The following is a 23880-nucleotide window of genomic DNA, read 5'->3' on the forward strand; positions in this document are numbered from 1 at the left end:
CTGTTGACCAGCGCCCGCGCGAAGGCATGGCGCTTCGACAGCTCCAGCACCGCATCGCGGAACAGCCGGCTGACCTCGCTCTTCGGCGTGATGAAGTCGGTGGCGCGGGTCGAGTTGCGGATGTTCTCGTCGGCCGCATACTCGCGCTCGCTGGCGTAGCTGTCGAGCAGCGCCTCGGACGCCTCGCCCTTGTGCACCGCCGCCAGCTTCCAGGCCAGGTTGTCGGCATCCTGCACGCCGGAGTTGGCGCCGCGTGCGCCGAAGGGCGACACGCCGTGCGCGGAGTCGCCCGCGAACAGCACGCGGCCGTGGCGGAAGTGCTCCATGCGCTGGCAGGCGAAGGTGTAGACGCTGGCCCAGCCGATGTCGAACTGCACGCCCTGGTGGCCGATGCTGTCGAGCAGCGCCCGCACCCGCGGGATGATGTTCTCGTGCTTGCGCTCTTCCACCGGATCGGCGTCCCAGCCGAGCTGGAAGTCGACCCGCCACATGTTGTCGGCCTGCTTGTGCAGCAGCACGCTCTGCTTCGGATGGAAAGGCGGGTCGAACCAGAAACGGCGCTCGGTCGGCAGGTCGGCGTCCATGTTCACGTCGGCGATCAGGAAGCGGTCGCGGAACACGCGGCCCTTGGCCTCCTGGCCCAGCAGCTGCCGCAGGCTGGAGCGCGAGCCGTCGCAGGCGGCCACGTAGCCGGCCGCCAGGCGGTACTCGCCGTCGGGCGTCTCGATGGTCAGCAGCGCCTGGTCGGCGTCCTGCGCGATGCCGGCCACCTTGTTGTTCCAGCGCAGGTCGATCAGCGGCAGCTCGGCGGCGCGCTCCGCGAGGTAGCCCTCAACGTAGTACTGCTGCAGGTTGATGAAGGCCGGGCGCTCGTGGCCGGCCTCGGGCAGCAGGTCGAAGCTGTAGACCTGCTCGTCGCCGAAGAAGACCCGTCCGACCTGCCACGACACGCCCTTGTCGACCATCCGGTCGGCGCAGCCCAGGCGGTCGAAGATCTCGAGCGTGCGCTTGGCGAAGCAGATGGCGCGGGAGCCGCTCGACAGCGTGCAGTCGTTGTCGAGCAGCACCACCGGCACCTGCTGCTGCGCCAGGTCGATCGCCAGCGCCAGGCCGACGGGTCCGGCGCCGACCACCACCACCGGGTGGCGGACCGGCGTCGCGGCATCCTGGTCGGGGTGCCGCCGGTAGTCGAAGCGCAGCGACTGGTAGTCGACCGGCGTTCGGGCTTGGGATGCGAGGCCTTGCATGGCTTCAGCCTTCGAGCGTTTTCCACATCTCAATGTCGCGCTCGGCGGTCCAGATGCGCGGGTCGGCATGGCCCGAGGCCTCGTCGTAGGCGCGGCTGACGTCGAAGGGCATGCAGTGGTCGAAGATCACCCAGTGGCTGTACTTGGGCTTGAGCCGGGCGTAGGTCTCCTTGTAGACCGCGTTGAGGTCGCGGCCGGCCTTCACGCCTGCCTGCACGCTGCTGTAGACGTCGGCGATGAAGTCGCGCGTGCCGGCCAGACCCTTGGCGACCTGCTCGGGGGTGGTCAGCGCGGCGCCGCGGCCGGGCACCAGCGCCTTGGGCTTGAGCGCCGCGATGTTGTCGAGGGTCTGGGGCCAGTCCTGGAAGTAGGCGTCGCCGGCGTACGGAGTGGCGTCGAACTCGACCAGGTCGCCCGACAGCAGCGTGCGCTCCTGGGGCAGCCAGACCACGGTGTCGCCCTTGGTGTGGCCGCGGCCGAGCTGGATCAGCTGCACCTCGAGCTTGCCGAGCCACAAGGTCATCTTGCCGGTGAAGGTCATGGTCGGCCAGGTCATGCCGGGCGGCACGGTCTCGACGTTCTGGAACAGGCGCGGGAAGCGGCCGATCTCGCTCGCCTTGTCCTGCTCGCCGCGCTCGACGATCAGGTCGCGCGTGTCCTGGCTGGCGATGATGTGCTCGGGCTTGTAGCCGGCAGCGCCCAGCACGCGCACCGCGTGGTAGTGCGTGAGCACCACGTACTTGATCGGCTTGTCGGTGACTTCGCGGATCCGGCGCACCACGTCGGCGGCCATCGCGGGCGTGGCCTGGGTGTCGGCCACCAGCACGCAGTCGTCGCCGATGACGATGCCGGTGTTGGGGTCGCCCTCGGCCGTGTAGGCCCAAGCGTGCTCGGAAATCTGGCTGAAGGTGATCTTCTTTTCTTCGAGGTCGGCCTGGCTGGCGAACTTCTTGGTCTCGGTCATCACGGAGTCTCCTGCAATTTGTCTAAGGTGAATGAATTTGCGTGGAACGAATGCAAGGAGTGTAATTCGATGATCAGTTAATGTCTAATGTCTTCTGTATCAACGAATGACGAAAACCATGGCGGCTGAGTCCGATCGCGCGCAGCGCGGCATCCAGAGCATCGAGGTGGGCGGCCAACTGCTGCGCGCGCTGGTGCACCATGGCCGGCCGATGGCGCTCAAGGATCTGGCGCGCGAGGCCGAGATGTCCGCCGCCAAGGCGCATCCCTACATGGTCAGCTTCGGCCGCATCGGGCTGATCGAGCAGGACCGCACCACCGGCCACTATCTGCTCGGACCGCTCGCCTTGCAACTGGGTTTGATCAGCCTGCAGCAGGCCAACCCGGTGCACATCGCGACGCCGCTAATCGCCGATCTGGCGCAGCAGATCGGCCACACGGTGGCGATCGCGGTCTGGGGCGACCGTGGCGCCACCATCGTGCGGATCGCCGAGTCGCCGGCGCCGCTGCACGTCAACATGCGGCACGGCACCGTGTTCTCGCTCACCCACACGGCCTCGGGCCGGCTGTTCGGCGCCTACCTCGACCCGAAGGTAGTCCACGGGCTGCTCGAGCAGGAGCGCCAGCGGGAGCAGAAGGGCGCGGCCGCGCCGCCGCAGCGCGGCATGCTGCCGGCGCAGCCGCTACCGGACTGGAGGTCTTTCGAGGCGCAGCTGCACGACGTGCGGGCCCGCGGCCTGAGCCGCTCGGAGGGCGAGATCCTGCCGGGCATCAGCGCGATGTCGGCACCGGTGCTCGACGCCACAGGCGCGATCGTGCTGGCCGTCACCGCCATCGGACCGGCGGCGATCTTCGACACCCGGTGGGACGGCGAGATCGCGCGCGCGCTCAGAGCCTGCGCCGACCAGGTGTCGCAGCGGCTGGGCGCTACCCCTTCAAGGCCTTGAAGCGCGCGATGCTCTCGGCCGGCCAGTACTCCGACCGGCGGTAGTACTCGGCCACCGCCGGCGCGCCCGGCGGCAGCAGCACCCAGGGCTGCTTCGACATCGTGAAGATGTGGATGTCAGGCGGCAGCAGGTCGGGGTCGTCGAGCGTGCCGACGCGCACGAAGGCGATCGCCTCGCCGCCACCGGCATAGTGGCTCCACAACGCGACGCGGCAGCGAGGGCAGCGAACGATGGTCTGGCCCTGACCACTGGCCGAGGGCGTCGGCACCCGCTCAGTCTCGCCTTCGAGCAGCTCGACACGATCGGTCTCGATCATGGCGTTGAGGGCGAAAGCCGAGCCGCTCTCGCGCTGACACCAGCGGCAATGGCAGCAATGCACGAACAGCGGCCGCGCGGCCATGCGATAGCCGACCGCGCGGCAGGTACAGCCGCCCTCGATCGGGAACGGATCCGGCCCGGCGGCCGCGGGGGCGTTCAACGCGAGCGCCCGTCGAAATGCTTCACCGGTACCGCATCGAGGTCGATGCCCTCGAGGCAGCGGATGTTGACCGCCACGGTCGGCTGGCCCTTGGGATCCGTTGCCTCGGCAAAGGGATGGATGCCGCAGGTCTTGCAGAAGCGGTGCCGGATCGCGTGCTTGTTGAAGAGGTAGGTGCCCATGTTGTCGTCCTCGGGCGTCTGCAGCGTAAACCGGGTGCGCGGGATGAACCACAGCAGCGAGCCCTTGCGCTGGCACATCGAGCAGTTGCAGGCCAGCGCGCCCTCGATCTCGCCGTCGGCGGTGAAGGCGATCCGGCCGCAATGGCAGCTTCCCTGGTAAATCATGGGGCGTCTCCGAAGCGTTGGCGCCACGCAGATTACACCTGCTCAGGCCATGAATCCAAGGTTCTTCGGAAAATCGAGACCGTTGACGTTGCCGCCGAAGTTCTTCAGGTTCGGCAGGATGCCCGGCAGGTCGGCGTCGGGCACGCCGAACCACTTGGCCAGCGTGGCGCCGTACTGGTCGACCGAGGTGCTCGGGATCAGGCGGCCCTGCCCCACGTGGCCTTCGTAGCCCGCCACCTTCGCGTCGTTGTTGATGCTGACCACCTGCGGCGTGCCGTAGAACTTCTTACCGTTGACCGCCCCGCCGACGACGAAGTGATGGCCGCCCCATCCGTGGTCGGAGCCATCGCCGTTGCTTGCCAGCGTGCGGCCGAAGTCCGAGGCGGTGAAGGCCGTGACCTTGTCGGCCATGCCCTGGGCGACCATCTGCCGATGGAAGGCAGCCAAGGCATCGCTCAGCTGCTGCATCAGGTTGGGCTGGTTGGCGATCAGGTTGTCGTGCAGGTCGAAGCCGCCCATCGAGACGAAGAAGACCTGCCGCTTGACGCCGAGGGTGGAACGGCCGCGGATGATCCGCGACACCATCTTGAGCTGGTTGGCCAGCCCGCTGTTGAGGCCGGCGAAGGTGTCGGTGGCGAAGGTGGCGGGCGCGATCGCCGCGGTGACCGTGGTCTCGGCCTCAACCGCCCGCTTGGTGACCTTGTTGTATTCGTTCTCGAGCGCGTGGCTGCGGGACTCCTGGGCCAGCTGCGCGATCGCCGCCTTGACCGTGCTCGAGCCGAAGGTCGTGTTGTCCTTGATGCTCCGTATGCCGACCGCGCCGCCGGTGCTGACCTGGTATTGCAACGCCTGGTCGCCCGACAGGAAGACCGCGTTGCCGGCCACCGAGATGCAGGTGAACAGCGAATTGGTGTTCTGCCGCTGCGCCAGCATCAGGTCGCCGATGTTGCCGCCCCAGCCGATCGTCGAACCCTCGGGCGAGGACGACTGCCAGGTCGACTGCTGGTCGTTGTGCGAGAACAGCTTGGGCGGCTGCGGGTAGAGCTTCTTGTTGCTGTTGTTGTACTGGGCCCGCGTCAGCGGCACCACCAGCGGGCCGACGTTGAGCTGCACCGCCACCTTGCCTTCGTTGTTGAAGAGGCCGGCCAGCTGCGTCATCGACGGATGCAGCGCGTACTGCCGGCCGTCGGGCAGCGCCACGCTCGGCACCAGCCGCGTGTTGGCGAGCGCATCCTTGGCGATGGCGACGCCGCCCGAGGCCTGCGGCACGCGGATCGTGCTGTAGGCGTTGTAGCTCGGGTCGTCGTAGGTGACGACGGTGTTCGCATAGTCGTTGCCGCCGAACAGGAAGACGCAGACCAGCGCCTTGTAATCGTCGCCGGACGCGGCCTGGGCCGCCGCCTCCCCCATCGCGGCCAGGTTGAGGGCGAAGGGCAGGGCGGTGCCGGCCATCGCGAGCTGGCCGGAACGGCGCAGGAAGGCACGGCGCGTGTGCGCGGCCGGGTCGATGAGGTACATCGCGCGGATCCTTACTTCTGGATCAGGTAGGAGGGCGAGGCCATCACCAGCAGCACCGCCGCGTAGATGCGGTTGAGCTTGACAGCGTCGGTGCTCTTGTCGGTCACGACCGGGTTGGCCAGGGCGCCGACGATCAGCGCCTGGGTGGCCGCGGGCAACTGGTTGCCGGTCAGCAGCAGGTTCAGGCGCTGCACCAGCGCCGTCGGGTCGAGCACCAGCGCCAGCTCGCCGGCATAGGCCGCATTGACGTCCTTGCCGGTGCTTTTCGGCAGCACGATGTTCTGCATGAAGTTCAGGTAGCCGCCCACGCTGGTCTCGTTGACCAGCTGGAACTCGGGGGCCACCATCTTCGCGGCCGCCATCGAGGTCGACGGCGGCACGTAGCCGGGTCGGAAGAAATTGAAGACCGACGGCGAGCGCAGCGGGCTCTGGCCCAGCTGGTCGTTGGGCCGCGAGAGGTCGCCGATCTTCCAGTTGCCGCTGGTCGAGCCGGCGCCGAAGCTGCGCCCCCACTGCGTGAAGCGCAGCATCGGTTCGCGCAGGCGGCCAAAGTTCGGATCCGAGAGCCCGGCCGGGCTGCGGGCTTCGTTGTCGAGCAGCACCGCCGCGAAGACGCTCTTCATGTCGCCCCGCACGCCGGCGCCGTTGTCCGCGAACACATCCGAGACACGCTTGACGTAGGCCGGGCTCGGGTTGCTGGTCACCAGCCGCTGGATCAGCTGCTTGCCGATGAAGGGGCCGACGTTCGGGTGGTTGAACAAGGTGTCGAGCGCGATCTTCAATGCCGCGCCGCCCTCGGTGCCGGCCGGCACCGAGGCGCCGAGGAACCTGGCTTCGAGCGTAGAATGCCTCGACGCCGTGAGCGACATCGGCCGCGAGGTCCAGGCGCTGCTCTCGACCGTGTAGGTTGCGCCCGGCGGGGTGAAGGCGCCGGGCGTGCCGCTCTTCTCATCGGCGCGGATGTCGAGGTCGTAGCCGGTGAAGACGCGCGCCAGGTGGGTCACGTCGTCCAGGCTGTAGCTGTCGAGCGGCGCGCCGTCGCTGCCGGTCTTCGGCGCGCCGTCGGCATCGAGCTGCAAGAGCCCGATGGTCATCAGCTGCATCACCTCGCGCGCATAGTTCTCGTCCGGCTGGCGACCCTGGGCGTTCTCCTTCTGGTTGCCCTTCGTGTTGAGGTAGTAGCCCATCGCCGGATTCAGCGTCACGTCCTCCAGCAGCTTGCGGAAGTTGGTCGTGACGCCGGCCACCAGCATGTCCCAGTACTGGGCCATCATGAGGTCGGGCCAGTTGGAGCCGATGTCGTTGCGCGAGACCACGAAGATCTCGGTGAACACCAGCGCCATGCGCTTGCGGAAGGCGTCGGGCGCGGTCATGAGCTGGTTCCAGATCATGTCGTCGCTGTTGACGGTGTTGTAGGGCTTGCTCAGGATCCAGTCGCGGCCGGTCTGCTCGGCCGGTCGGTCGACCTGCTCGCCGAGCCAGAGCAGGTAGCCCTTGCTGCGCACCGCGGCGATGTCGGCTTCCGAAGCCGAGAACTGCGACTGCAGCAGGAAGCGCGCCGCTTCGTCGTCAGTCTTGGCCTCCGTGTAGGCGTAGGTCTGCGCGGTCGGGGTGCTGGCCAGCGCGGTCAGCGAACCGGCCTGCACGGTGGTCGCACTCGACCCGCCGAGGCCGGCCAGGCTCAGGCCGCCGCCACTGCTGCCGCCGCCCCCGCCGCAAGCCGCCAGCGCCGCCGACGAGGCCAGGGCCGCTGCCAGCGGCAAGCGATGGGACGACGCGCCGGCCGAGGAGGCTTCGACGATTTCCTGCGCGCACGATGTCCCGTCGGCCGCTTCGGCGCGACCGATTGCGATCTCTTCCACCATGGAACTCCACTCCTCGACGCCGACGCGCCGTCCCTCATCAGGCAATTGCCATGCCCGTCCTTTTCCCGGGCCCCGAGGAAATTAAGAGAAGTGTTTAGTACGACAGTTGTGAGCAAATGTGACTTTTCCCGTCACATCGATACCACGGAGGGGCTTGCGGACTGACGCGGAGTGTCGATCAAGGCTTGGCGGCCTGGAGCGCGTCTCGGGTGCGCGTGGCCTCGCGCCGGGCGGCCTCGGCGAAGTCCTCACCGGCCGAGGCGTAGCAGATGGCTCGCGACGAATTGACCACGATCGGCGCATCGGGGCGCCAGCCGGCGCGCACGGTGGCGACCGCATCGCCGCCTTGGGCGCCGACACCGGGAATCAGCAGCGGCACCGTGGGCGCCAGGGCGCGCACGCGTTCGATCTCGGCCGGGTAGGTGGCGCCCACCACCAGTCCCAGCTGGCCGTTGAGGTTCCAGGGCCCCTGGGCCAGCCTCGCCACGTGCTCATACAGGAAGGGCTGGCCCTCAACATCCGCCAGGCGCTGGCCTTGCAGGTCGGCACCGCCCGGGTTGCTGGTCCGGCACAGCAGGAAGGCGCCCTTCCCCTGATGGCGCAGATAGGGTTCGACCGAATCGAAGCCCATGAAGGGCGACAGGGTCACGGCGTCGGCGCCGTAGCGCTCGAAAGCCTCGCGCGCGTACTGCTCGGCGGTGGAGCCGATGTCGCCGCGCTTGGCGTCGAGGATCACCGGCACATGGGGAGCATTGCGGCGCATGTGTTCCATGAGCTGCTCGAGCTGCCCTTCAGCCCGGTGGGCGGCGAAATAGGCGATTTGAGGCTTGAACGCGATCGCCAGATCGGCCGTGGCGTCGACGATGCGGGCGCAGAAATCGTAGATTCGGCTGGCGTCGCCCTTGAGCGAGGCGGGGAATTTGGTCGGCTCGGGGTCGAGGCCGACGCACAGCAGCGAGCCGTTTTGGCGCTCGGCGGCGCGCAGCTTGTCCAGGAAGGTCATGGACCGAATTTTAGGCGGCCGGTCCCACCTGTTCTGCGGCCAGGCAGAGGTCGGCCCAGGCGCGGGCCTTGTCGGCGGGATTGCGCAGCAGGTAGGCCGGGTGGTAGCTGGCGACCACCGGCACGGCCGGCAGGTCTGGCAGGTCCGGCAGGTCCATCGGCAGCACGCGGCCGCGCAGCTTGCCGAGCGGCTCGGTGCTCTGCACCAGGCTCTGCGCCGCCAGCGGCCCCATGGCCAGCACCACGCGCGGGGCCRGCGGCGCGAGACTGTCGGCCAGTACCTCGCCGATCGGACGCGGACTGCCGGCCTGGCCCGAAGCGACGCCGCGGTGCGTGCGCATCACGTGCACCGGCAGCGCGCCGCCATGCAATTGCAGCGCGTTCAGCATGGCATGGAGCAGCCTGCCGGCATCGCCTTCGAAAGGATCGCCGTGCCGGCCGTCGAGCTCCGGCGGCATGTCGGCGACGATCAGCCAGCCACCCTGCGACACCTCTGGGTCGCCACAGAGGCGCCGCGGTGCCTCGGCCAGCACGGCGGCGCCCTGCATCGGCGCAGGCGATGCCCGATGCACGGCAGGCGCCGGCGCAGCGACGGCCGGTGCCGCCCGCGCGGGCGCAGCGGCGGGAAGTTCTGCTGCCGGAACCTCGACCGCGGGCTCGAGCCGGTCGGCAGGGACGCCTTCAGGGGCGGCCGGCGTCTCCGCCGGTTCCGGCTGGCGCCACCAGAAGAGCTTGATGCCCATTTCGTCGAGCATGGCGCGCTGCCGCGCGTCGAGCTTCATTGCATCGGTCATCATTTCAATCCGCCCCACGCGCTGGGTGATTCGTCCAGGCGCAGGCTCATCACGACCGCATCCTCGCGGGCGCCGTCCTGCGCGGGGTAGTAGCCCTTGCGCATGCCCACGCGTCGGAAGCCGTTGCGTTCGTAGACCGCGAGCGCGCGCAGGTTGCTGGCCCGCACCTCGAGCCAGAGCCATTGCGCGTGCAGGCCGCGCGACCAGCCGGCCAGCGCCTCGAGCATCAGCGGCGCCCAGCCCTGGCGCTGGAAGGCCGGCGCCACCGTGATATTGAGCAAGTGCACTTCATCGACGCCCTTCATGGCGACGAAGTAGCCGATCAGCGTCTCGCCGGTGCCGCGTGAAGTGACCCTGTTCCAGAGGGCCCGCGCGCCGCGCGGCGCTTCGGCATCGTCCGGCGTCGGGGCCACCAGGCACTGGCAGTGGTAGCCGGCGGCCAGCGAGTCGATGAAGTTGGCTGGCGTCCAGGGATGGGTGAAGGCGCTTCGCTCGATGGCGCAGACAGCGGGAACCCGGTCGATCGTGATCGGTTCGAGCCGCGCCTCGCGCGGCTGCTGCATTACGGCGCTCATGTCCGCCCCTTCAGCGCAGCGCGCTCCTCGGTGGTCTGCGCCACCTTGTCGCGGACATAGAGCGGCCAGGCCTCGGCCGGCGCGACCGAGCGGCTGGCAGCCAGCAGCGCCGGCGCCAGGCGCAGCATCGCGGCGGCGGTCGGCAGCACCTCGTGGCGTGCGGCCGCGCGAGGCAGGCGCTCGCCGTAGGCGGCAAAGGCATTGCCGGCCAATGCCCAGCCGGCCGGAACCACGACGGCCTCGGGCGCCAGCAGTTCGGCGTCGCTGGCGCTGACCTCGACCGTGAAGTCGTAGCCGGCGGCGTAGACCTGGTCCATGCGCGCGTCGAGCACCGCCACCACGCGGGTGACGCCGAAACGGTCATGGGCTTCCTCGGCGACGGCGTGCAAGGTGTCGATCGGCAGCAGCCGGACACCGGCGCCGAAACCCAGACCCTGCGCCACCGAGCAGGCGGTGCGAAGTCCGGTAAAGGAGCCGGGCCCGCGGCCGAAGGCGATGGCATCGAGTTCGGACAGCGACAGGCCAGCCGCCGCGAGCAACTGCTGGATCAGCGGGATCAGGCTCGCCGACGACTGCGCGCCGCCGGCACCGCTGTGCTCGAGCAGCAGGTCGTCGCGGCGCACCGCGATCGACAGCGCCTCGGTGCTGGTGTCGAACGCCAGCAGCTTAGCCATCGATGCACCCTCCCGCGGCACCGGCCACCGCCACGGCAGGGGCCGGGCGAGCACCGGGAGCCCGGCTGCGCTGGACCCCGAACAGGATGCCTGCCGTCACCAGCAGCAGCCCCGCGATCAGGTTCCAGTACAGAGGCTCGCCGAGAAAGATGACCGCGCCGAGCGCCGACAGCCCCGGCACCAGCGCCGTGATCATCGTCGACCGCACGGGCCCGAAGTACTGGATCATCCGCGTGAAGGCAATGCCCGAGATCACCACCGAGCCGACGCCCTGGAACACCATCTGGAACAGGATTTCGCCGACCGGCGCGCTGCTCAGCCGACTCGCGACCAGGCTGGCCGCGGTCAGCAGCGCATAGGCCGGCACGAAGGCCACGAAGGCGAACACGGTGATGGCGATGGTGGCACGCACGGCCTCGAGCCCGTGCCGCCGCACCACGATGCTGTAGCAGGCCCAGGAGAAGGCCGCGCTCATGAAAAGCAGGTCCCCCTTCCAGACCCCGCCGCCTTCCAGCGCGTGCAGCAGGCTGGCCCCGCCGACGAAGAGGTCGCCGAGGACGATCAGCGCCAGCCCCAGCGCACGCAGCGGCGTGATGCGGTCGCGCAGCACCAGGGCCGCGAGCAGCGTGGTCCACAACGGCAGGCTGCCGGGCATCAGCACCGAGGCATGGCTGGCCGGCGCGAAGAAGAAGCCGGTATAGGCCAGGAGGGCGTAGGCGAGGCCGCCGAAGACGCCCGCCAGCGCGGTCAGGCGCAGCGGCAGCGGTGAGAGCCCGAAGAACGAATCCTGGGTCGCCCCGGCAGCCCGCGCGCGCATCACCAGCCAGGCGCCCCAGGGCAGCAGCACCAGGCTGGCGCCGGAGATGCGGACAAAGGTGATGTCGAAAGGCGTCAGCGAGCGCCCCGCGGAGGCCCGCGCGATCACGATGAAAGCGGTCCAGACCCCAACGGTGACGACGGCCGCGCCGATGCCGATGGTGCGGGCTGAAAAACGGGGAGCGACGGGCATCGGGCGATTATCCAGGGTGGGCGGCCGGCGCGCTGCGTCGGGTCCGCGAACTGGGGCCGGCCCGGGATAATTCGCGCATGACCGTCGTCCTGCGCGCCGCGCGCCGTCTTCCCCATCGAATCCGCGGCTTCGCGTGGGTCATCGCACTGGCCGCCGCCCTGCCGGCCCTGGCCCAGCCGCTGCCGAACGAAGTCGACGCCGCACTGGAACGCGCGAAGGTGCCGCGCGACGCCGTGACCCTGCTGGTGGTCGATGCCGAAGGCGTGCGGCCGCCGCGGCTCGCCTGGCGGTCCCAGGTGCCGGTCAACCCGGCGTCGATCATGAAGCTGGTCACCACCTACGCGGCGCTCGACCTGCTGGGCCCGGCCTTCACCTGGAACACGCCGGTGTACGTCGACGGTCCGGTGCGAAACGGCGTACTCGAGGGCAACCTGTACATCAAGGGCCAGGGCGATCCCAAGCTGGTGCTCGAGCGGCTGTGGCTGCTGCTGCGCCGGGTTCAGGGCCTGGGCATCCAGGGCATCGACGGCGACATCGTGCTGGACCGCAGCGCCTTCGAAGTGGCCGAGGCCGATCCGAATGCCTTCGACGGCGAAGGCCAGCGCCCCTACAACGCGGCGCCCGATGCGCTGCTGGTCAATTTCAAGTCGGTGGTGATGAACTTCGCGCCCCAGCGCGGCACGCAAACCGCCCAGGTGAGCTACGAGCCGCCGCTGGCCGGCGTTGCCATGCAGGCCACGGTGCCGCTCGCGGCCGGCGAGTGCGGCGACTGGCGCAGCAGCCTGGCCGGCGAGTTCGCCGACCCGGAGCGACTCGGATTCGCGGGCAGCTACCCGGCGGCCTGCGGCGACAAGACCTGGGCGGTGGCCTATGCGGACCCGCGCGGCTACGCCGCCCGCGCCATCGGCGGCCTCTGGGCCGAAATGGGCGGACGGCTCAAGGGCCAGGTGCGCGACGGCCGCGTCCCGGCCGAGCTGCGGCCGGCCTTCGAGGCGACGTCGCCGCCGCTCGCCGAGGTGATCCGCGACATCAACAAATACAGCAACAACGTGATGGCGCAGCAGCTCTTCCTGACGCTCGGGCTGCAGCAGAAGAAGCACGGCACGCTCGAGGTCTCGCGCGCCACGCTGCGCCAGTGGTGGAACGACCGGGTCGGCACCGGCGAGGGCCAGCCGGTGATCGACAACGGTTCGGGCCTGTCGCGCGACGAGCGCATCAGCGCCGCCGCGCTCGCGAAGATGCTGCAGCTGGCCTGGCGCTCGCCCGTGATGCCGGAGCTGGTGTCCTCGCTGCCGGCCTCGGGCGTCGACGGCACGCTGCGCAAGCGGGCGCTGCGTTCAGGCGGCGCCGCGCACCTGAAGACTGGCAGCCTGCGCGACGCCGCCGGCGTGGCGGGCTACGTGCATGGCACCAGCGGGCGGCGCTGGGTGGTCGTCGCGATCGCCAATCACGGCAATGCGGCTGCGGCGCGCCCGGCCTTCGATGCCCTGGTCGACTGGGCGGCCGAGGACGACTGAGCGGCGGGACACTGCGCCCCTTAGGCGGATACCGATTGCGCAGGAGGCTGGCACTGCCCAGAATCGATCCCCATTCGAATGCACCACAGGAGACGCCTTCCATGAACAGACTCCCCGCCCTCGCCCTGACGGGCATTGCCCTGGTCCTTGCCGGATGCGGGGGTGGCGGAAGCGATGGCTTTGTGTTCAACACGCCGGCGACCACCGACACCGGACGCGGCTCGGTCGTGACGATGCCGCCCGAGCGGGTGCAGCAGCTATCGAGCGCCGATTTCTCCACCCTGCTGCAGGCCACCCCGCAGGGCAAGACGCTGCAGACGATCGCCGGCACTCCGAAGTGCGGCGTCGACCTGCGCTATCTCGAATACCGCACCATCGGCGGCCAGGGCGAAGCCACCAATGCGACCGCCGCGATCATGGTGCCCACGGGCACCGACGCTGGGTGCAACGGACCGCGCCCGGTCGTGCTGTACGCCCACGGCACCACGGCGGCACGCGACTTCAACATCGCGCGCTGGACCGATACCAGCCAGCCGGCCGCGGGCGAAGGCGTGGCCGTGGCCGCGATGTTCGCGGCCCAGGGCTTCATCGTGGTGGCGCCGAACTACGCTGGCTACGACAAGTCGACGCTGACCTACCACCCCTTCCTCAACGGCGACCAGCAGGGCAAGGACATGGTCGACGCGCTGATTGCGGCGCGCAAGACCTTCTCGGCGATCAATGCCAGCGACGCGGGATCGCTGTTCGTCACGGGTTATTCGCAGGGCGGCTATGTGGCGCTGGCGGCGCACCGCGAGCTCCAGGCCACCGGCAGGTCGGTCACGGCATCGGCGGGGCTGTCGGCGCCCTCCGCCATCAGCCTGCTGATCGACTACAACTTCAGCGGCTGGCCGGCGCTCGGCGCCACGCTGTTCACGCCGCTGCAATCGACCAGCTGGCAGAAGCAGTTCGGCAACGTCTACAGTGCCACCGGCGACATCTACGAAGCGCAGTACGCCGCCGGCATCGACACCCTGCTGCCGAGCCTGACGCCGATCAACACGCTCTACACGACGGGCAAGCTGCCGCCGCTGGCGCTCTTTCCGCCGAATGCGGTCCCGGGCCCGGTCGATCCGTCGCTGGCGGTCTTCTATGCCCCCAACAACCTGGTCCGGCAGAGCTACCTGAGGCAGGCTGCCAATGACATCCTGGCCAATCCCTGCCCCGGCAACGCGCTGCCGGCGACCTCCACCTCGCTGAACACCAGTTCCCCGCTAGGCTGCCAGCCGCTGCTCGGCTTCCGCAAGGCCGCGGTGGCGAACGACCTGCGCAACTGGCTGCCGCTGCGGCCGGTGCTGATGTGCGGCGGCGCCAACGATCCGACCATCAACTTCCTGAGCACCCGCGCCACTGCCGGATACTTCCGCGCCCGCGGCATGCCGGCGTCGGCGCTGGCCGTGGTCGACCTCGAGGAAACCACCGCCATCGACGCCTTCTCGACGGCGCGCGCCGGCTTCGCCCAGGCCAAGATCAACACCGCGGCGAACGCCGGCGGCACCGCCGCGGACCAGCAGCAGGCGGTGGTCCAGGCCTACCACGGCACGCTGGTGCCGCCCTTCTGCCTCGCGTCCGCGCGCGGCTTCTTCGCCGGCGTGCTGACCGCAGGAGGCTGAGCCCTGGCCGACGCAGGGCCGGTCAGGCCGCAGCGGCGCGGGAGAGGCGGTCGCGCACCCCTTCCCATTCCGGGCCGGTCGGCGGCGTTTCGACCCAGATCAGCTTGACGCCCTCGGCGTCGAATGCCCGCAGCACCGCGAAGAGCTGCTGCGCGGCCGCGGCCGCATCGTCCGGCATGCGCCGCTGCAGGACCCGCTGCGAGCGGCTGCTCAGCACGGTGCGCGACCAGACCGCGATGTTGGCGGCATTGGCGCCGAGCACATCGAGGCCGGTCTGCAGCGCCTTGGCGTCCATCAGGCGCAGCTTGGCGCTCGGCGCATAGTGCGCCTCGAGCGTGCCGGAGGCCCGCGGGTCGGGGGCGCCGAGCGTGTCCTTGTCGCGCAACGGCTCTCCGCCGGCGGCCTCGACCTGCGCCCGCGTGATCGCGCCGGGCCGCAGCAGCACCGGCGCCCCGCGGCTGCAGTCGACGATGGTCGATTCGATGCCGACCGCGCACGGCCCGCCGTCAAGCACCAGCAGGGAGTCGCCGAACTCCTGCTGCACGTGCTGCGCGGTGGTCGGGCTGACCCGGCCGAAGCGGTTGGCGCTCGGCCCGGCGACGCCCAGCACGCCCCGTTCAGCGCAGGCGGCCAGCAACGCCTGCGCCACCGGATGGGCCGGGCAGCGCAGCCCGATGGTGTCCTGGCCGCCCGCCGCCGCGGCACCGACCCCGGGCTGGCGCTCGACGATCAAGGTCAGCGGCCCGGGCCAGAAAGCGTGCACCAGCTTCTCGGCGAAGGGCGGCAGCGGCCGCGCGAAATGCGCCAGCGCCGCGGCGCCCTTCGCGCCGGCCGGCACGTGGACGATTAGCGGATGGTCGCTCGGCCGGCCCTTGGCGGCGAAGATGCCGGCGACGGCGGCGTCGTTGCCGGCGTCGGCCCCCAGCCCATAGACGGTCTCGGTCGGAAACGCGACCAGCCCGCCGGCGCGCAGCACCTGCGCGGCCTCGTCGATGGCATCGGGCGCATTGCCATCGCTGATCATCCCGCGGGCCTCGTTCATTCGGACAGCGGAATAGGCAGGCCGAGCAGCGCGGCGGCGAAATCGGCCGTGCTGCGGACCGTTTCGATCGCGTCGCCGGTGATGTTGAGGTGTCCCATCTTGCGGCCGCGGCGCGCCTCGGTCTTGCCGTAGAGGTGCAGATGGGTGCCGGGCAGGGCCAGCACGTCGGCCCAGCGCGGCTCCTGCGGCCCATCGCCATCGACGAACCACAGGTCGCCCAGCAGGTTCAGCATGATCGCCACGCTGTGCTGGCGCGGCGGATTGAGCGGCAGGCCCGCCAGGGTGCGCACCTGCAGCTCGAACTGCGACACGTCGCTGGCGTTCAGCGTCCAGTGGCCGCTGTTGTGGGGACGCGGCGCCATCTCGTTAACCACCAGCCGGCCATCGCCAAGGACGAAGAACTCGACGCACAGCACACCGACGTAGGCCAGGCCCTCGGCGATCGAGCGGGCCGCGGCGACGGCGCGGCGTGCGGTCGACTCCGGCATGTTGTGCGGATGGACCTCGGTGACGGCGAGGATGCCGTCGCGGTGCAGGTTGAGCTGCACCGGGAAGTTGACCATCTGCCCGTCCTCGCCGCGGGCGACGATCACCGAGCATTCGAAATCCAGCGGCAGCAGCTTCTCGAGAACGCAGGGCACGCCGCCGGCATCGTTCCATGCGCTTTCGAGCTCGGCCCGGGTCGCCACCCGGCGCTGGCCCTTGCCGTCGTAGCCCAGCCGCGCGGTCTTGAGGATACCGGGCAGCAGGTCGGCGGGCACGGCGGCCAGGTGGTCGGCGGTCTCGATCACGGCGTAGGGCGCGCATTCGACGCCGCAGCGCAGGAAGTGGGCCTTCTCGCGGATCCGGTCCTGGGCGATCGCCACCGCATCCGGGCCCGGCGCCACCGGCCGCGACACGGCCAGGTGCTCGAGCGACGGCGCCGGCACATTCTCGAATTCGGTCGTCACGGCATCGGCCAGTCCGGCCAACCGCGACAGGCCGTCGACATCGGTGAAGTCGGTGTGGATGTGGTGATGGCTCACGCGCCCGGCCGGACTGTCGGCATCGGGGTCGAGGACCGCGGTGAAATAGCCCATCGCCTGCGCCGCGTGCACGAACATGCGGCCCAGCTGGCCACCTCCGAGCACCCCCAGCGTGGCGCCCGGCAGCACGACGCTCACAGCGCCCCCCCGCCCTGGGGCGAGAACGGCGACACCGGCGCCGCGTCGCCCGGCGGCAGCGTCATGGCCTGCGCGGCCTCGGTCTGCGCCAGCCGGAAGGCATCGAGCCGGGCGCGCAGCGCCGGGTCGCCAACCGCCAGCATCGCCACCGCGAACAGCGCCGCATTGGCCGCGCCGGCGTTGCCGATCGCGAAAGTCGCCACCGGCACGCCCTTGGGCATCTGGACGATGCTGTAGAGCGAGTCGACGCCCTGCAGATGCCGGCTCGCGACCGGCACGCCGAGCACCGGCACAGCGGTCTTGGCCGCCAGCATGCCGGGCAGGTGGGCGGCGCCGCCGGCGCCGGCGATGATCGCGGCCAGCCCGCGCGGCGCGGCGCTCTCGGCGTAGGCGAACAATTCGTCAGGCATCCGGTGGGCCGAGACCACGCGGGCTTCGTGGGCGATGCCGAATTGCTGGAGAATCTCGACCGCGTTGCGCATCGTCTCCCAGTCGGAGTTCGAGCCCATCACCACACCAACCTGAATTGCTTGCTTCATGGTTCCAATTTTACGTTTCACCCCCACCTTCCCGCGATGATCGACATCACCCTCGAAAATTTCCAGTCTGAGCTGATCGACGGCTCGATGACCACGCCGGTCCTGCTCGACATCTGGGCCGAATGGTGTGGGCCCTGCAAGCAGCTCGGGCCGGTGCTCGAAAAGCTCGAGACCGAATACGCCGGCCGCTTCACGCTGGCCAAGCTCGACGCCGACAAGGTGCCGCAGATCTCCGAGCAGCTGAGCCAGATGTTCGGGGTGCGCAGCATCCCCTTCTGCGTGATGTTCAAGGGCGGACAGCCGGTCGACGGCTTCGTCGGCGCGATCCCGGCCGACCAGATCCGCACCTTCCTCGACAAGCACGTGCCGGAGGCCGGGGAGGTCGAGGCGGCCGAGCAGGAGGCATCGGCCCAGGAGGCGCTGGCCGAGGGCGATACGCTGGGCGCCCTCGAGAAGCTGCAGCATGCGGTCGCCACCGACCCGGCCAACGACGACGCCCGCTTCGACTACGTCAAGCTGCTGCTGCAGGAAGGCCGCGTCGACGATGCCAAGGTCGCCTTCGCCCCGGTGATCGCCAAGACCACGCTGGTGCGCCGCTTCGATTCGCTGCAGCGCTGGATGGATGCGATCGATTTCTCGGCACCGGCCAGCGGTGCCGCGCCCTCCCAGGCTGAACTGGAAGCCCGGATCGCCGCCAACAAACGCGATTTCGAGGCCCGCTTCGACCGCGCCCGCCTGCTGATGGCCGCCCAGCGCTGGACCGACGCGATGGACGAGCTGCTCGACATTCTGATGCGCGACAAGAGCTGGAACGAGGATCTGGCGCGCAAGACCTACATCGCCATCCTCGACATCATCGAGCCGCCGAAGGTCAAGGTCGCCGACGGCCAGATTCCGCCCGATGACCCGACCGTGGCCAGTTACCGCCGGCGCCTCAGCAGCGTGGTGCTGAGCTGAAAGGCCCGGGAGCCGCGCGATTGAGTGCGCGGGCCCGGTCGAATACGATGCAGCAAATATCAATTTGTTGCAGAAGGACAGACAGGCCATGCGCTCCCGCCCTGCCGCCATTCCCCTTGTCACAGCCGCCCTGCTGGCCGCCGCGCTGACCGCCGGATGCGGCAGCGCCATCAGCCTCGACGAGCCGATCGAGGGTCCGGTCTGGCGCCTCGACCAGCTCGGCGGCGAGCCGGTGGCCAGCGGCGGCGACCCGCAGCGCGATCCGCAAGTCCAGTTCGACCGCCGCAACGGGCGCGTCAGCGGCTCGGGCGGCTGCAACCGACTGTCGGGCACCTTCGAGCGCAGCGGCAGCATGCTCAAGCTGAGCCAGCTGGCGTCGACGCGGATGGCCTGCACCGATCCGGCGCTCGGCACCAAGGAGCAGCAGTTCTTCGCCGCCCTGCAGGCCACCACCAGCTACCGGCTGCAAAGCCCGACGCGGCTGGCCTTGCTCGATGCGGGTGGCCGCACCGTGGCGACGCTGAGCACCTCGCGCTGAGGCTCCCCCGGAATTGCCCCCGCGCCCGGGCGTAGGCCATCCGTGCGATGGACAGGCGCCGGGTCTGCATCAAGAATGCGAATTCGCGTTCTGGCGCTTGCCTCCTGCCGAGAGGGGATGACGTTGCAGACCAATCCTCACACGATCTCCGTTCCGGAAGCAGAGGGGTTGCGCCTCCCGTACCGCCGCAAGGTCGTGCTGGTCGTGGATCTCGTCGAATCCGTGGCCCTCATGCAGGCAGATGAGCGGGGTGTCATCACGAGCTGGCAAGCCTTGCTGGCGCGGCTGAACCAGTCGATCCTGCCCGACCACGAAGGACGGCTGGTGAAAAGTCTTGGCGACGGCCTGATGCTGGAGTTCGATGCTCCGCGGCAAGCTGCAGCGGCGGTGTTCGCCATCCATGACTGGATGGACACGCACTGCCCCCGGTTGGCCGATGGCCGCACCCTGCGACTGCGCGCGGGCATGCACGCGACCGACGTCTATGTCGACCAGGACGACATCTACGGCCACGGAGTCAACCTGGCGGCGCGCGTGGCGACGCTGGCATCGCCGGGCCAGACCGTGATCACGGCGGAAATGCACGATCTGCTGGACGACGAGCTCGATGGCGTGTTCGAGGATCTCGGCGAATGCTGGCTCAAGCACATCGACCAGCCGGTTCGGGCCTACCGCCTGGCACGTCTCGGAGCGCCTTTTGCACCCATCACCTTTCGCGACAGCGCAGCGCCCCCGCCGGTCTTGCAGGCCACCATCGCCGTGCTGCCATTCTCCTTCCAGCACGGCGAATCCCAGATGGACGTGATCGGCGACCTGATCGCCGACGGCATCATCGCCCAGATCTCCAAGTCGGACCAACTGCGCGTGGTCTCCCGGCTCTCCACCCGCCCGCTGGGACAGCGCGACCTGAGCCTGGGCGACATCGGCGGCCGCCTGGCCGCGAACTACGTGCTGTCCGGCAGCTACTACGCGCCCGGCCGGCAGATCCTGATGAACGCCGAACTCGCCCATGTCGGCTCCGGCCGGGTGATCTGGGCCTCGCGCCGCACGGCAGCGCTGGAGGACCTGTTCAATGTCCGCAGTGAGACCATCGACGAGTTCGCCACGGAGATCAACTCGGCGATCCTCAGCAGCGAACTGTCGCTGGTCAGCACCGCGCCGATCCCGACCCTGTCCAGCTATTCGCTGATGCTCGGCGGCATCAGCCTCATGCACCGCTCGGCCCGCGCCGACTTCGTGCGCAGCCGGGAGGTGCTCGAGCATCTGGTCGAGCGGCATTCGCGGCACCCGCTGGCCCGTGCCTGGCTCGCGAAGTGGTATGTACTCTGCGCCACCCGCGGGCTGTCCACGTCGCCGGCCGACGATGCCTCGCGCGCCCTCGACCAGACCCGCCGCGCCCTCGACAGCGACCCCGCCAACGCGCTGGCGCTGGCGATGGAGGGCTTCGTCTACTGCCACCTGATCAAGGATTTCGACAAGGCGGCGCTGCGGCTGGACGAAGCCGTGACACACAACCCCAACGAGCCCCTGGCATGGCTGTTCAAGGGCATGACCCACGCCTTTGAAGCGCAGGGCCCGCAGGCCCAGGCCGCGTCTAGGCGGGCGCGCGCGCTGTCGCCGCTGGACCCCCTGGCCTACTACTATGAATCGCTGTCCGCATCGATGGCCATCGCCAACGGCGACTACGAAGAGGCTATTCGCCTGGCGCAACGCTCACTGCAACGCAACGCCATCCACCCCTCGACCTACCGGGCCCTGGCGATCGCGCAGGCCTTGTCGCATCGCCCGGACGAGGCACGCGCGACGGTCGAGCGTCTGATGCGGCTCGATCCGGCGTATTCGCTGACCCGATTCAAGAAGAACTATCCGGCGGCCGAGCGCGCCCCCGAGCAGTTCAGGCTGCTGGTCGACGCCTTGCGCGAGGCCGGAGTGAAAGATTGACCAACGAGGAGAACCGTATGTCACAGCTGGGCGGATTCGGTGGCTTTGGGGGCTTCGGCGGCTTTGGGGGCTTCGGGGGTTTCGGCGGCTTTTCCGGCGGCAGCGCCCCCGCGGGCGGCCCGGCGCTGGCCGACGCCTTCGCCAACCCGCTGGTCACCACCGCCCTGACGACCAGTCGGGATGGCATCGGCAACCCGGACGCGCCTCTCTTCACGCGCGTCGATCCGGGCTTCAACTGGCCCGACAGCGCGGCCCGCTGGGAAGCCTGGGTGCGTTCGCACCTGCTTCAGTGGGAACTGAGCCAGGGGATCAGCTTCGTATCCCTTCCCACGACGCCGATACCAACGCCTCCGCCGCCCGGCGCACCCACTGCGTGTTCGCTGTCCATGCTGGCCGACAACGTGACCGTCTTCGAGTTGGCACGCCCCAGCACGCTCTTCTTCCAGCGCCAGACCCGACTCGTGCAGGCCTGGGGCGAACTGCGGCTCGAACGCGCGCCCGAGATCCTGTCGCAGATCGACAACCAGTTCGCCTTCGTGGCCTCGGTCACCGGACTCCATGGCGAGCGCCATCGGTGGACCACCGAGTTGCTGGCGAACGCAATCCAGTTCACCGTGCTGACGGAAATGCAGTTCAAGCACCAGCTTGCCTGTTGGCGGCCCTTCCAGTATTCGGACCAGGTGCAGCCGATGCTCACGACGCCGGGGCACGGAGCCTTCCCGAGCGGCCATTCGACCCAGGCCTTCATGCTGGCACGCCTGCTCGTCGGCATCCTGGACCTGAACACCCGGGCGCCTTCGATGGCCGAGCAGCTCTATCGACAGGCCGCACGGATCGCCACCAACCGGGTCGTTGCGGGCCTTCATTTTCCGGCCGACAGCGTCGCCGGACGTATGCTCGGCCACACGATCGCCGAGTACATCCTCTGCCGGCTGAACGAGCGGAGCCAGGTGATCGTGCGCAGCTTCGCGCCGCCGGACAGCCTTGGCAGCAGCCTCGATCTGGACCTGGTTGCGCAGCTCATGGACTCGACCGGCACCGCGGGCATCGGCGACAACATCGGCTTGCCGGTGAACGTGGCTGCATCCCCGCAACCGTCCTCGGTGCTCAGGCAGATCTACGCGTACGGCGAGGCGGAGCGCGCGGCGCTCATGCCCTAGGCGGGATCCGCGATGGCACTCGTCCATTCATCGGGGCTGCGCATCGACGCCTATCTGGCCTGGGCCATGCAGCCGGGCGTTCGACTGTTCGACCAGCGCAAGTCCACCCGCGCGACGCTGCTGGTGCAGTTCGAAGACCCGCTCACGCTCGAGAAGATCGAGGATCTGAACAGCCGCACCATGCGCTGCAGCAAGATCTTCAAGGGCTATTCTTATGCGACCGTGACGGTTCCGATCAACGGCCTCGACGACCGGCTGTACGAGCTGCAAGCCCAGGGTGCGATCTACTGCGAGTTGGCGACCCCGGCGGCGCCGACGCCGAACGACGTCGCAGTGCCCATCCCGCCGCCTGCCCAGCAGGGCCCCGACACCGTGATCGGGATCATCGACGATGGCTGCCCCTTCGCGCACCAGGCCTACCGCCCCGGGGCGGCAGCGAGCGTGCGCTACATCTGGGACCAGGGCGGCACCCCGGGTACCGGGCCGGTGCCGGGGGATGCGCCGCCGCTCAATTACGGCGCCGAGTACACGAGCCAGCTCGACGTCATCCTGGCCAAGGCGGGCACCGGCCAGGGCATCGACGAAGACAGCGCCTATGCGCTCATCGGGCTGCCAAGCCTGCGCGGAATGACGAGCCATGGCGCGCAGGTCATGAGTCACGCGGCGGGCTGCGCGCGGCCGATCGCCGACCGCACGCAGCTGTCGCTCAGCGGCAGGACGGACATCGCATTCGTCCAGCTGCCGACGGAGGCGCTCGACGATCCGTCGGGCCTCTGGCTGAAGCAATACGGCCTCGAGGGCCTGCAAGCCATTCGCGCCTACGCGCGTGAGCGCTTCAGCCCTCCCGCCGGCAAGGTGCTCGTGAACCTGAGCTACGGGCCGCAAACCGGCCCGCACGATGGCAGTTCCTTCATGGAAGGCGCGATCAGGCAGATGACCGAGACGGCGACGGCGGAGGGCTACGTGTTCCGGGTCGTTCTGCCCTCAGGCAACAACCATCTGCTGCGCTCCCACGCCGAGGTGAGCCTCGCCGGACTCGATATCGCCGGGCGTTCCTTCGACTGGTTCGTGGCGGCCGACTCGCAAACGCACGCACAGCTCGAGATCTGGCTGCCACCGCAGGTCACGCTGGACCATGTCGACGTCCGCGCGCAATCACCCACAGGGGAATTCGCGCTGCTCAGCGCGCCGCCCGCGGCCGGGGCCGTGCCGGAACCGACCGTTCGCATCACGACGTCGGAGGTCCCGGCGCCGCCGCTGCCGTCGCCGCTGCCACCGCTCATGCAGACCCAGCTGCAGATCACGATCAGCGTTTCGCCGACGGCCCGCGCCTCGACCGACTCCGCGGCGGCAGCGGCGCCGTCCCGGCTGGCCACGCCGGGACGCTGGTGCGTGACCCTGCTGGCGAAGCATGCCGGCGTCGACATCCAGGGCCGGGCGCACATCTATCTGGCGCGCAGCGACCCGAACATGGGAAGGCCGTTGCGCGGCCGTAGCGGCCATCTCGGCAGCCCTCACTGCGACGACCCCTGCGGGGCGATCCCGAGCGAGCAACTGGATCCCGATGCACCTCATACGGGCCTGGCCGAAGTGTTCGCGCGCGGCAGCCTCAACGGCATCGGAACCGGGGCCGAGGGCGTGGTGGTCAGCGGGTATCGCCTCAGTGACGGCCTTCCGGCGCCTTACAGCAGCGGCGGCCCATGCCGGCCATCGGCCCCGCGCAACGCTCCGGACTGGGCCTATCCGATCGAAGAAAGCCGGGTGCTCCCGGGCTTGCTGGGCAGGGGCAATCGCAGCGGCGTCAGCCTGCGGCTTTCAGGCACCAGCATCGCCGCGCCGCAATTGGTCAGGGAACTGGCCGCCACGCAGGGTGGCGAGGTGGTGCCGCTGCCGCAGCCGCCGACGCCTCCCCCTTGGTTCACGCCGCGATTCGGCAAAGGCCGCCGCTGAAA

General features: G+C 69.5%; 22 protein-coding genes. 8 read left to right on the top strand and 14 right to left on the bottom strand.

The genetic code is table 11. The annotated features are described in order from the left end of the window. The coding region (locus AC1DY5_RS00380) for an FAD-dependent oxidoreductase (RefSeq protein ID WP_478107245.1) at window positions 1-1247 on the bottom strand (1247 nt) is incomplete at its 3' end. Between the two features lie 4 nt (window positions 1248-1251). Then, a complete protein-coding gene (locus AC1DY5_RS00385) occupies window positions 1252-2211 on the bottom strand; it encodes an MBL fold metallo-hydrolase (protein WP_478107247.1) in 960 nt (319 codons plus the stop codon). Window positions 2212-2329: 118 nt separating this feature from the next. Between AC1DY5_RS00385 and AC1DY5_RS00390 the strand changes: the two genes are divergently transcribed. Then, the gene (locus tag AC1DY5_RS00390) at window positions 2330-3157 is read left to right on the top strand and encodes an IclR family transcriptional regulator (RefSeq protein ID WP_478107249.1); all 828 of its coding nucleotides are present in this window, start codon (window positions 2330-2332) and stop codon (window positions 3155-3157) included. Here the strand turns inward: AC1DY5_RS00390 and AC1DY5_RS00395 are convergent. The 9 genes from AC1DY5_RS00395 to AC1DY5_RS00435 all read right to left on the bottom strand — a co-directional run bounded on the left by AC1DY5_RS00395 (window position 3138) and on the right by AC1DY5_RS00435 (window position 11419). Next, on the bottom strand, window positions 3138-3635 hold the full coding sequence (locus AC1DY5_RS00395; protein ID WP_478107251.1) for a GFA family protein: 498 nt from the start codon (window positions 3633-3635) through the stop codon (window positions 3138-3140). The genes AC1DY5_RS00390 and AC1DY5_RS00395 overlap by 20 nt on opposite strands. After that, window positions 3632-3982, bottom strand: coding sequence for a GFA family protein (locus AC1DY5_RS00400; protein ID WP_478107253.1), 351 nt, complete (start codon window positions 3980-3982; stop codon window positions 3632-3634). The genes AC1DY5_RS00395 and AC1DY5_RS00400 overlap by 4 nt, the downstream gene beginning before the upstream one ends. Before the next feature lie 42 nt (window positions 3983-4024). Continuing rightward, complete coding sequence (locus tag AC1DY5_RS00405; RefSeq protein WP_478107255.1) at window positions 4025-5500, bottom strand: DUF1501 domain-containing protein; 1476 nt, start codon at window positions 5498-5500, stop codon at window positions 4025-4027. Between the two features lie 11 nt (window positions 5501-5511). After that, window positions 5512-7365: a DUF1800 domain-containing protein gene (locus AC1DY5_RS00410; protein WP_478107257.1), complete on the bottom strand. Its 1854-nt coding sequence runs from the start codon at window positions 7363-7365 to the stop codon at window positions 5512-5514. A 178-nt stretch (window positions 7366-7543) separates the two neighbouring features. After that, a complete protein-coding gene (pyrF, locus tag AC1DY5_RS00415; protein ID WP_478107259.1) occupies window positions 7544-8368 on the bottom strand; it encodes an orotidine-5'-phosphate decarboxylase in 825 nt (274 codons plus the stop codon). Between the two features lie 10 nt (window positions 8369-8378). Then, window positions 8379-9164, bottom strand: coding sequence for a uracil-DNA glycosylase family protein (locus AC1DY5_RS00420; RefSeq protein ID WP_478107261.1), 786 nt, complete (start codon window positions 9162-9164; stop codon window positions 8379-8381). Then, on the bottom strand, window positions 9161-9736 hold the full coding sequence (locus AC1DY5_RS00425; RefSeq protein WP_478107263.1) for a GNAT family N-acetyltransferase: 576 nt from the start codon (window positions 9734-9736) through the stop codon (window positions 9161-9163). The genes AC1DY5_RS00420 and AC1DY5_RS00425 overlap by 4 nt, the downstream gene beginning before the upstream one ends. After that, on the bottom strand, window positions 9733-10410 hold the full coding sequence (gene tsaB / locus AC1DY5_RS00430) for a tRNA (adenosine(37)-N6)-threonylcarbamoyltransferase complex dimerization subunit type 1 TsaB (RefSeq protein WP_478107265.1): 678 nt from the start codon (window positions 10408-10410) through the stop codon (window positions 9733-9735). Before tsaB ends, AC1DY5_RS00425 begins: the two co-directional genes overlap by 4 nt. Then, window positions 10403-11419 (bottom strand): DMT family transporter, encoded by a 1017-nt coding sequence (locus AC1DY5_RS00435; protein ID WP_478107266.1) that lies wholly within the window; start codon window positions 11417-11419, stop codon window positions 10403-10405. Before AC1DY5_RS00435 ends, tsaB begins: the two co-directional genes overlap by 8 nt. Window positions 11420-11496: 77 nt before the next feature. Here AC1DY5_RS00435 and dacB point away from each other — a divergent pair, with 77 nt between their 5' ends. Both dacB and AC1DY5_RS00445 read left to right on the top strand, forming a co-directional pair. After that, window positions 11497-12936: a D-alanyl-D-alanine carboxypeptidase/D-alanyl-D-alanine endopeptidase gene (dacB, locus tag AC1DY5_RS00440; protein WP_478107268.1), complete on the top strand. Its 1440-nt coding sequence runs from the start codon at window positions 11497-11499 to the stop codon at window positions 12934-12936. Window positions 12937-13037: 101 nt separating this feature from the next. Further along, window positions 13038-14588: an alpha/beta hydrolase family protein gene (locus AC1DY5_RS00445; RefSeq protein WP_478107270.1), complete on the top strand. Its 1551-nt coding sequence runs from the start codon at window positions 13038-13040 to the stop codon at window positions 14586-14588. A gap of 22 nt (window positions 14589-14610) precedes the next feature. Here AC1DY5_RS00445 and AC1DY5_RS00450 read toward each other — a convergent pair whose 3' ends face one another. From AC1DY5_RS00450 to purE, 3 genes are read right to left on the bottom strand one after another with little or no spacing between them, the layout of a single operon-like run. Continuing rightward, window positions 14611-15612, bottom strand: a complete 1002-nt coding sequence (locus AC1DY5_RS00450) for an L-threonylcarbamoyladenylate synthase (protein WP_478107331.1) — start codon at window positions 15610-15612, stop codon at window positions 14611-14613. A gap of 14 nt (window positions 15613-15626) precedes the next feature. Then, window positions 15627-16793, bottom strand: a complete 1167-nt coding sequence (locus AC1DY5_RS00455) for a 5-(carboxyamino)imidazole ribonucleotide synthase (RefSeq protein WP_478107272.1) — start codon at window positions 16791-16793, stop codon at window positions 15627-15629. Further along, entirely contained in the window at window positions 16790-17332 is a 543-nt protein-coding gene (gene purE, locus AC1DY5_RS00460; protein WP_478107274.1) for a 5-(carboxyamino)imidazole ribonucleotide mutase, read from the bottom strand. Before purE ends, AC1DY5_RS00455 begins: the two co-directional genes overlap by 4 nt. 36 nt (window positions 17333-17368) lie before the next feature. Between purE and AC1DY5_RS00465 the strand changes: the two genes are divergently transcribed. The 5 genes from AC1DY5_RS00465 (at window position 17369) to AC1DY5_RS00485 (ending at window position 23878) form a co-directional block, all read left to right on the top strand. Further along, the gene (locus AC1DY5_RS00465; protein ID WP_478107276.1) at window positions 17369-18289 is read left to right on the top strand and encodes a tetratricopeptide repeat protein; all 921 of its coding nucleotides are present in this window, start codon (window positions 17369-17371) and stop codon (window positions 18287-18289) included. 88 nt (window positions 18290-18377) lie between these two features. Beyond that, window positions 18378-18827 (top strand): META domain-containing protein, encoded by a 450-nt coding sequence (locus tag AC1DY5_RS00470; protein ID WP_478107278.1) that lies wholly within the window; start codon window positions 18378-18380, stop codon window positions 18825-18827. 117 nt (window positions 18828-18944) lie between these two features. Then, on the top strand, window positions 18945-20768 hold the full coding sequence (locus AC1DY5_RS00475; RefSeq protein ID WP_478107280.1) for a tetratricopeptide repeat protein: 1824 nt from the start codon (window positions 18945-18947) through the stop codon (window positions 20766-20768). A gap of 17 nt (window positions 20769-20785) precedes the next feature. Beyond that, the gene (locus AC1DY5_RS00480) at window positions 20786-21928 is read left to right on the top strand and encodes a phosphatase PAP2 family protein (protein ID WP_478107282.1); all 1143 of its coding nucleotides are present in this window, start codon (window positions 20786-20788) and stop codon (window positions 21926-21928) included. A 12-nt stretch (window positions 21929-21940) separates the two neighbouring features. Beyond that, window positions 21941-23878: a S8/S53 family peptidase gene (locus tag AC1DY5_RS00485; protein WP_478107284.1), complete on the top strand. Its 1938-nt coding sequence runs from the start codon at window positions 21941-21943 to the stop codon at window positions 23876-23878. Window positions 23879-23880 lie beyond the last annotated feature (2 nt).

This window comes from Variovorax sp. P4_D9 (assembly GCF_056401695.1).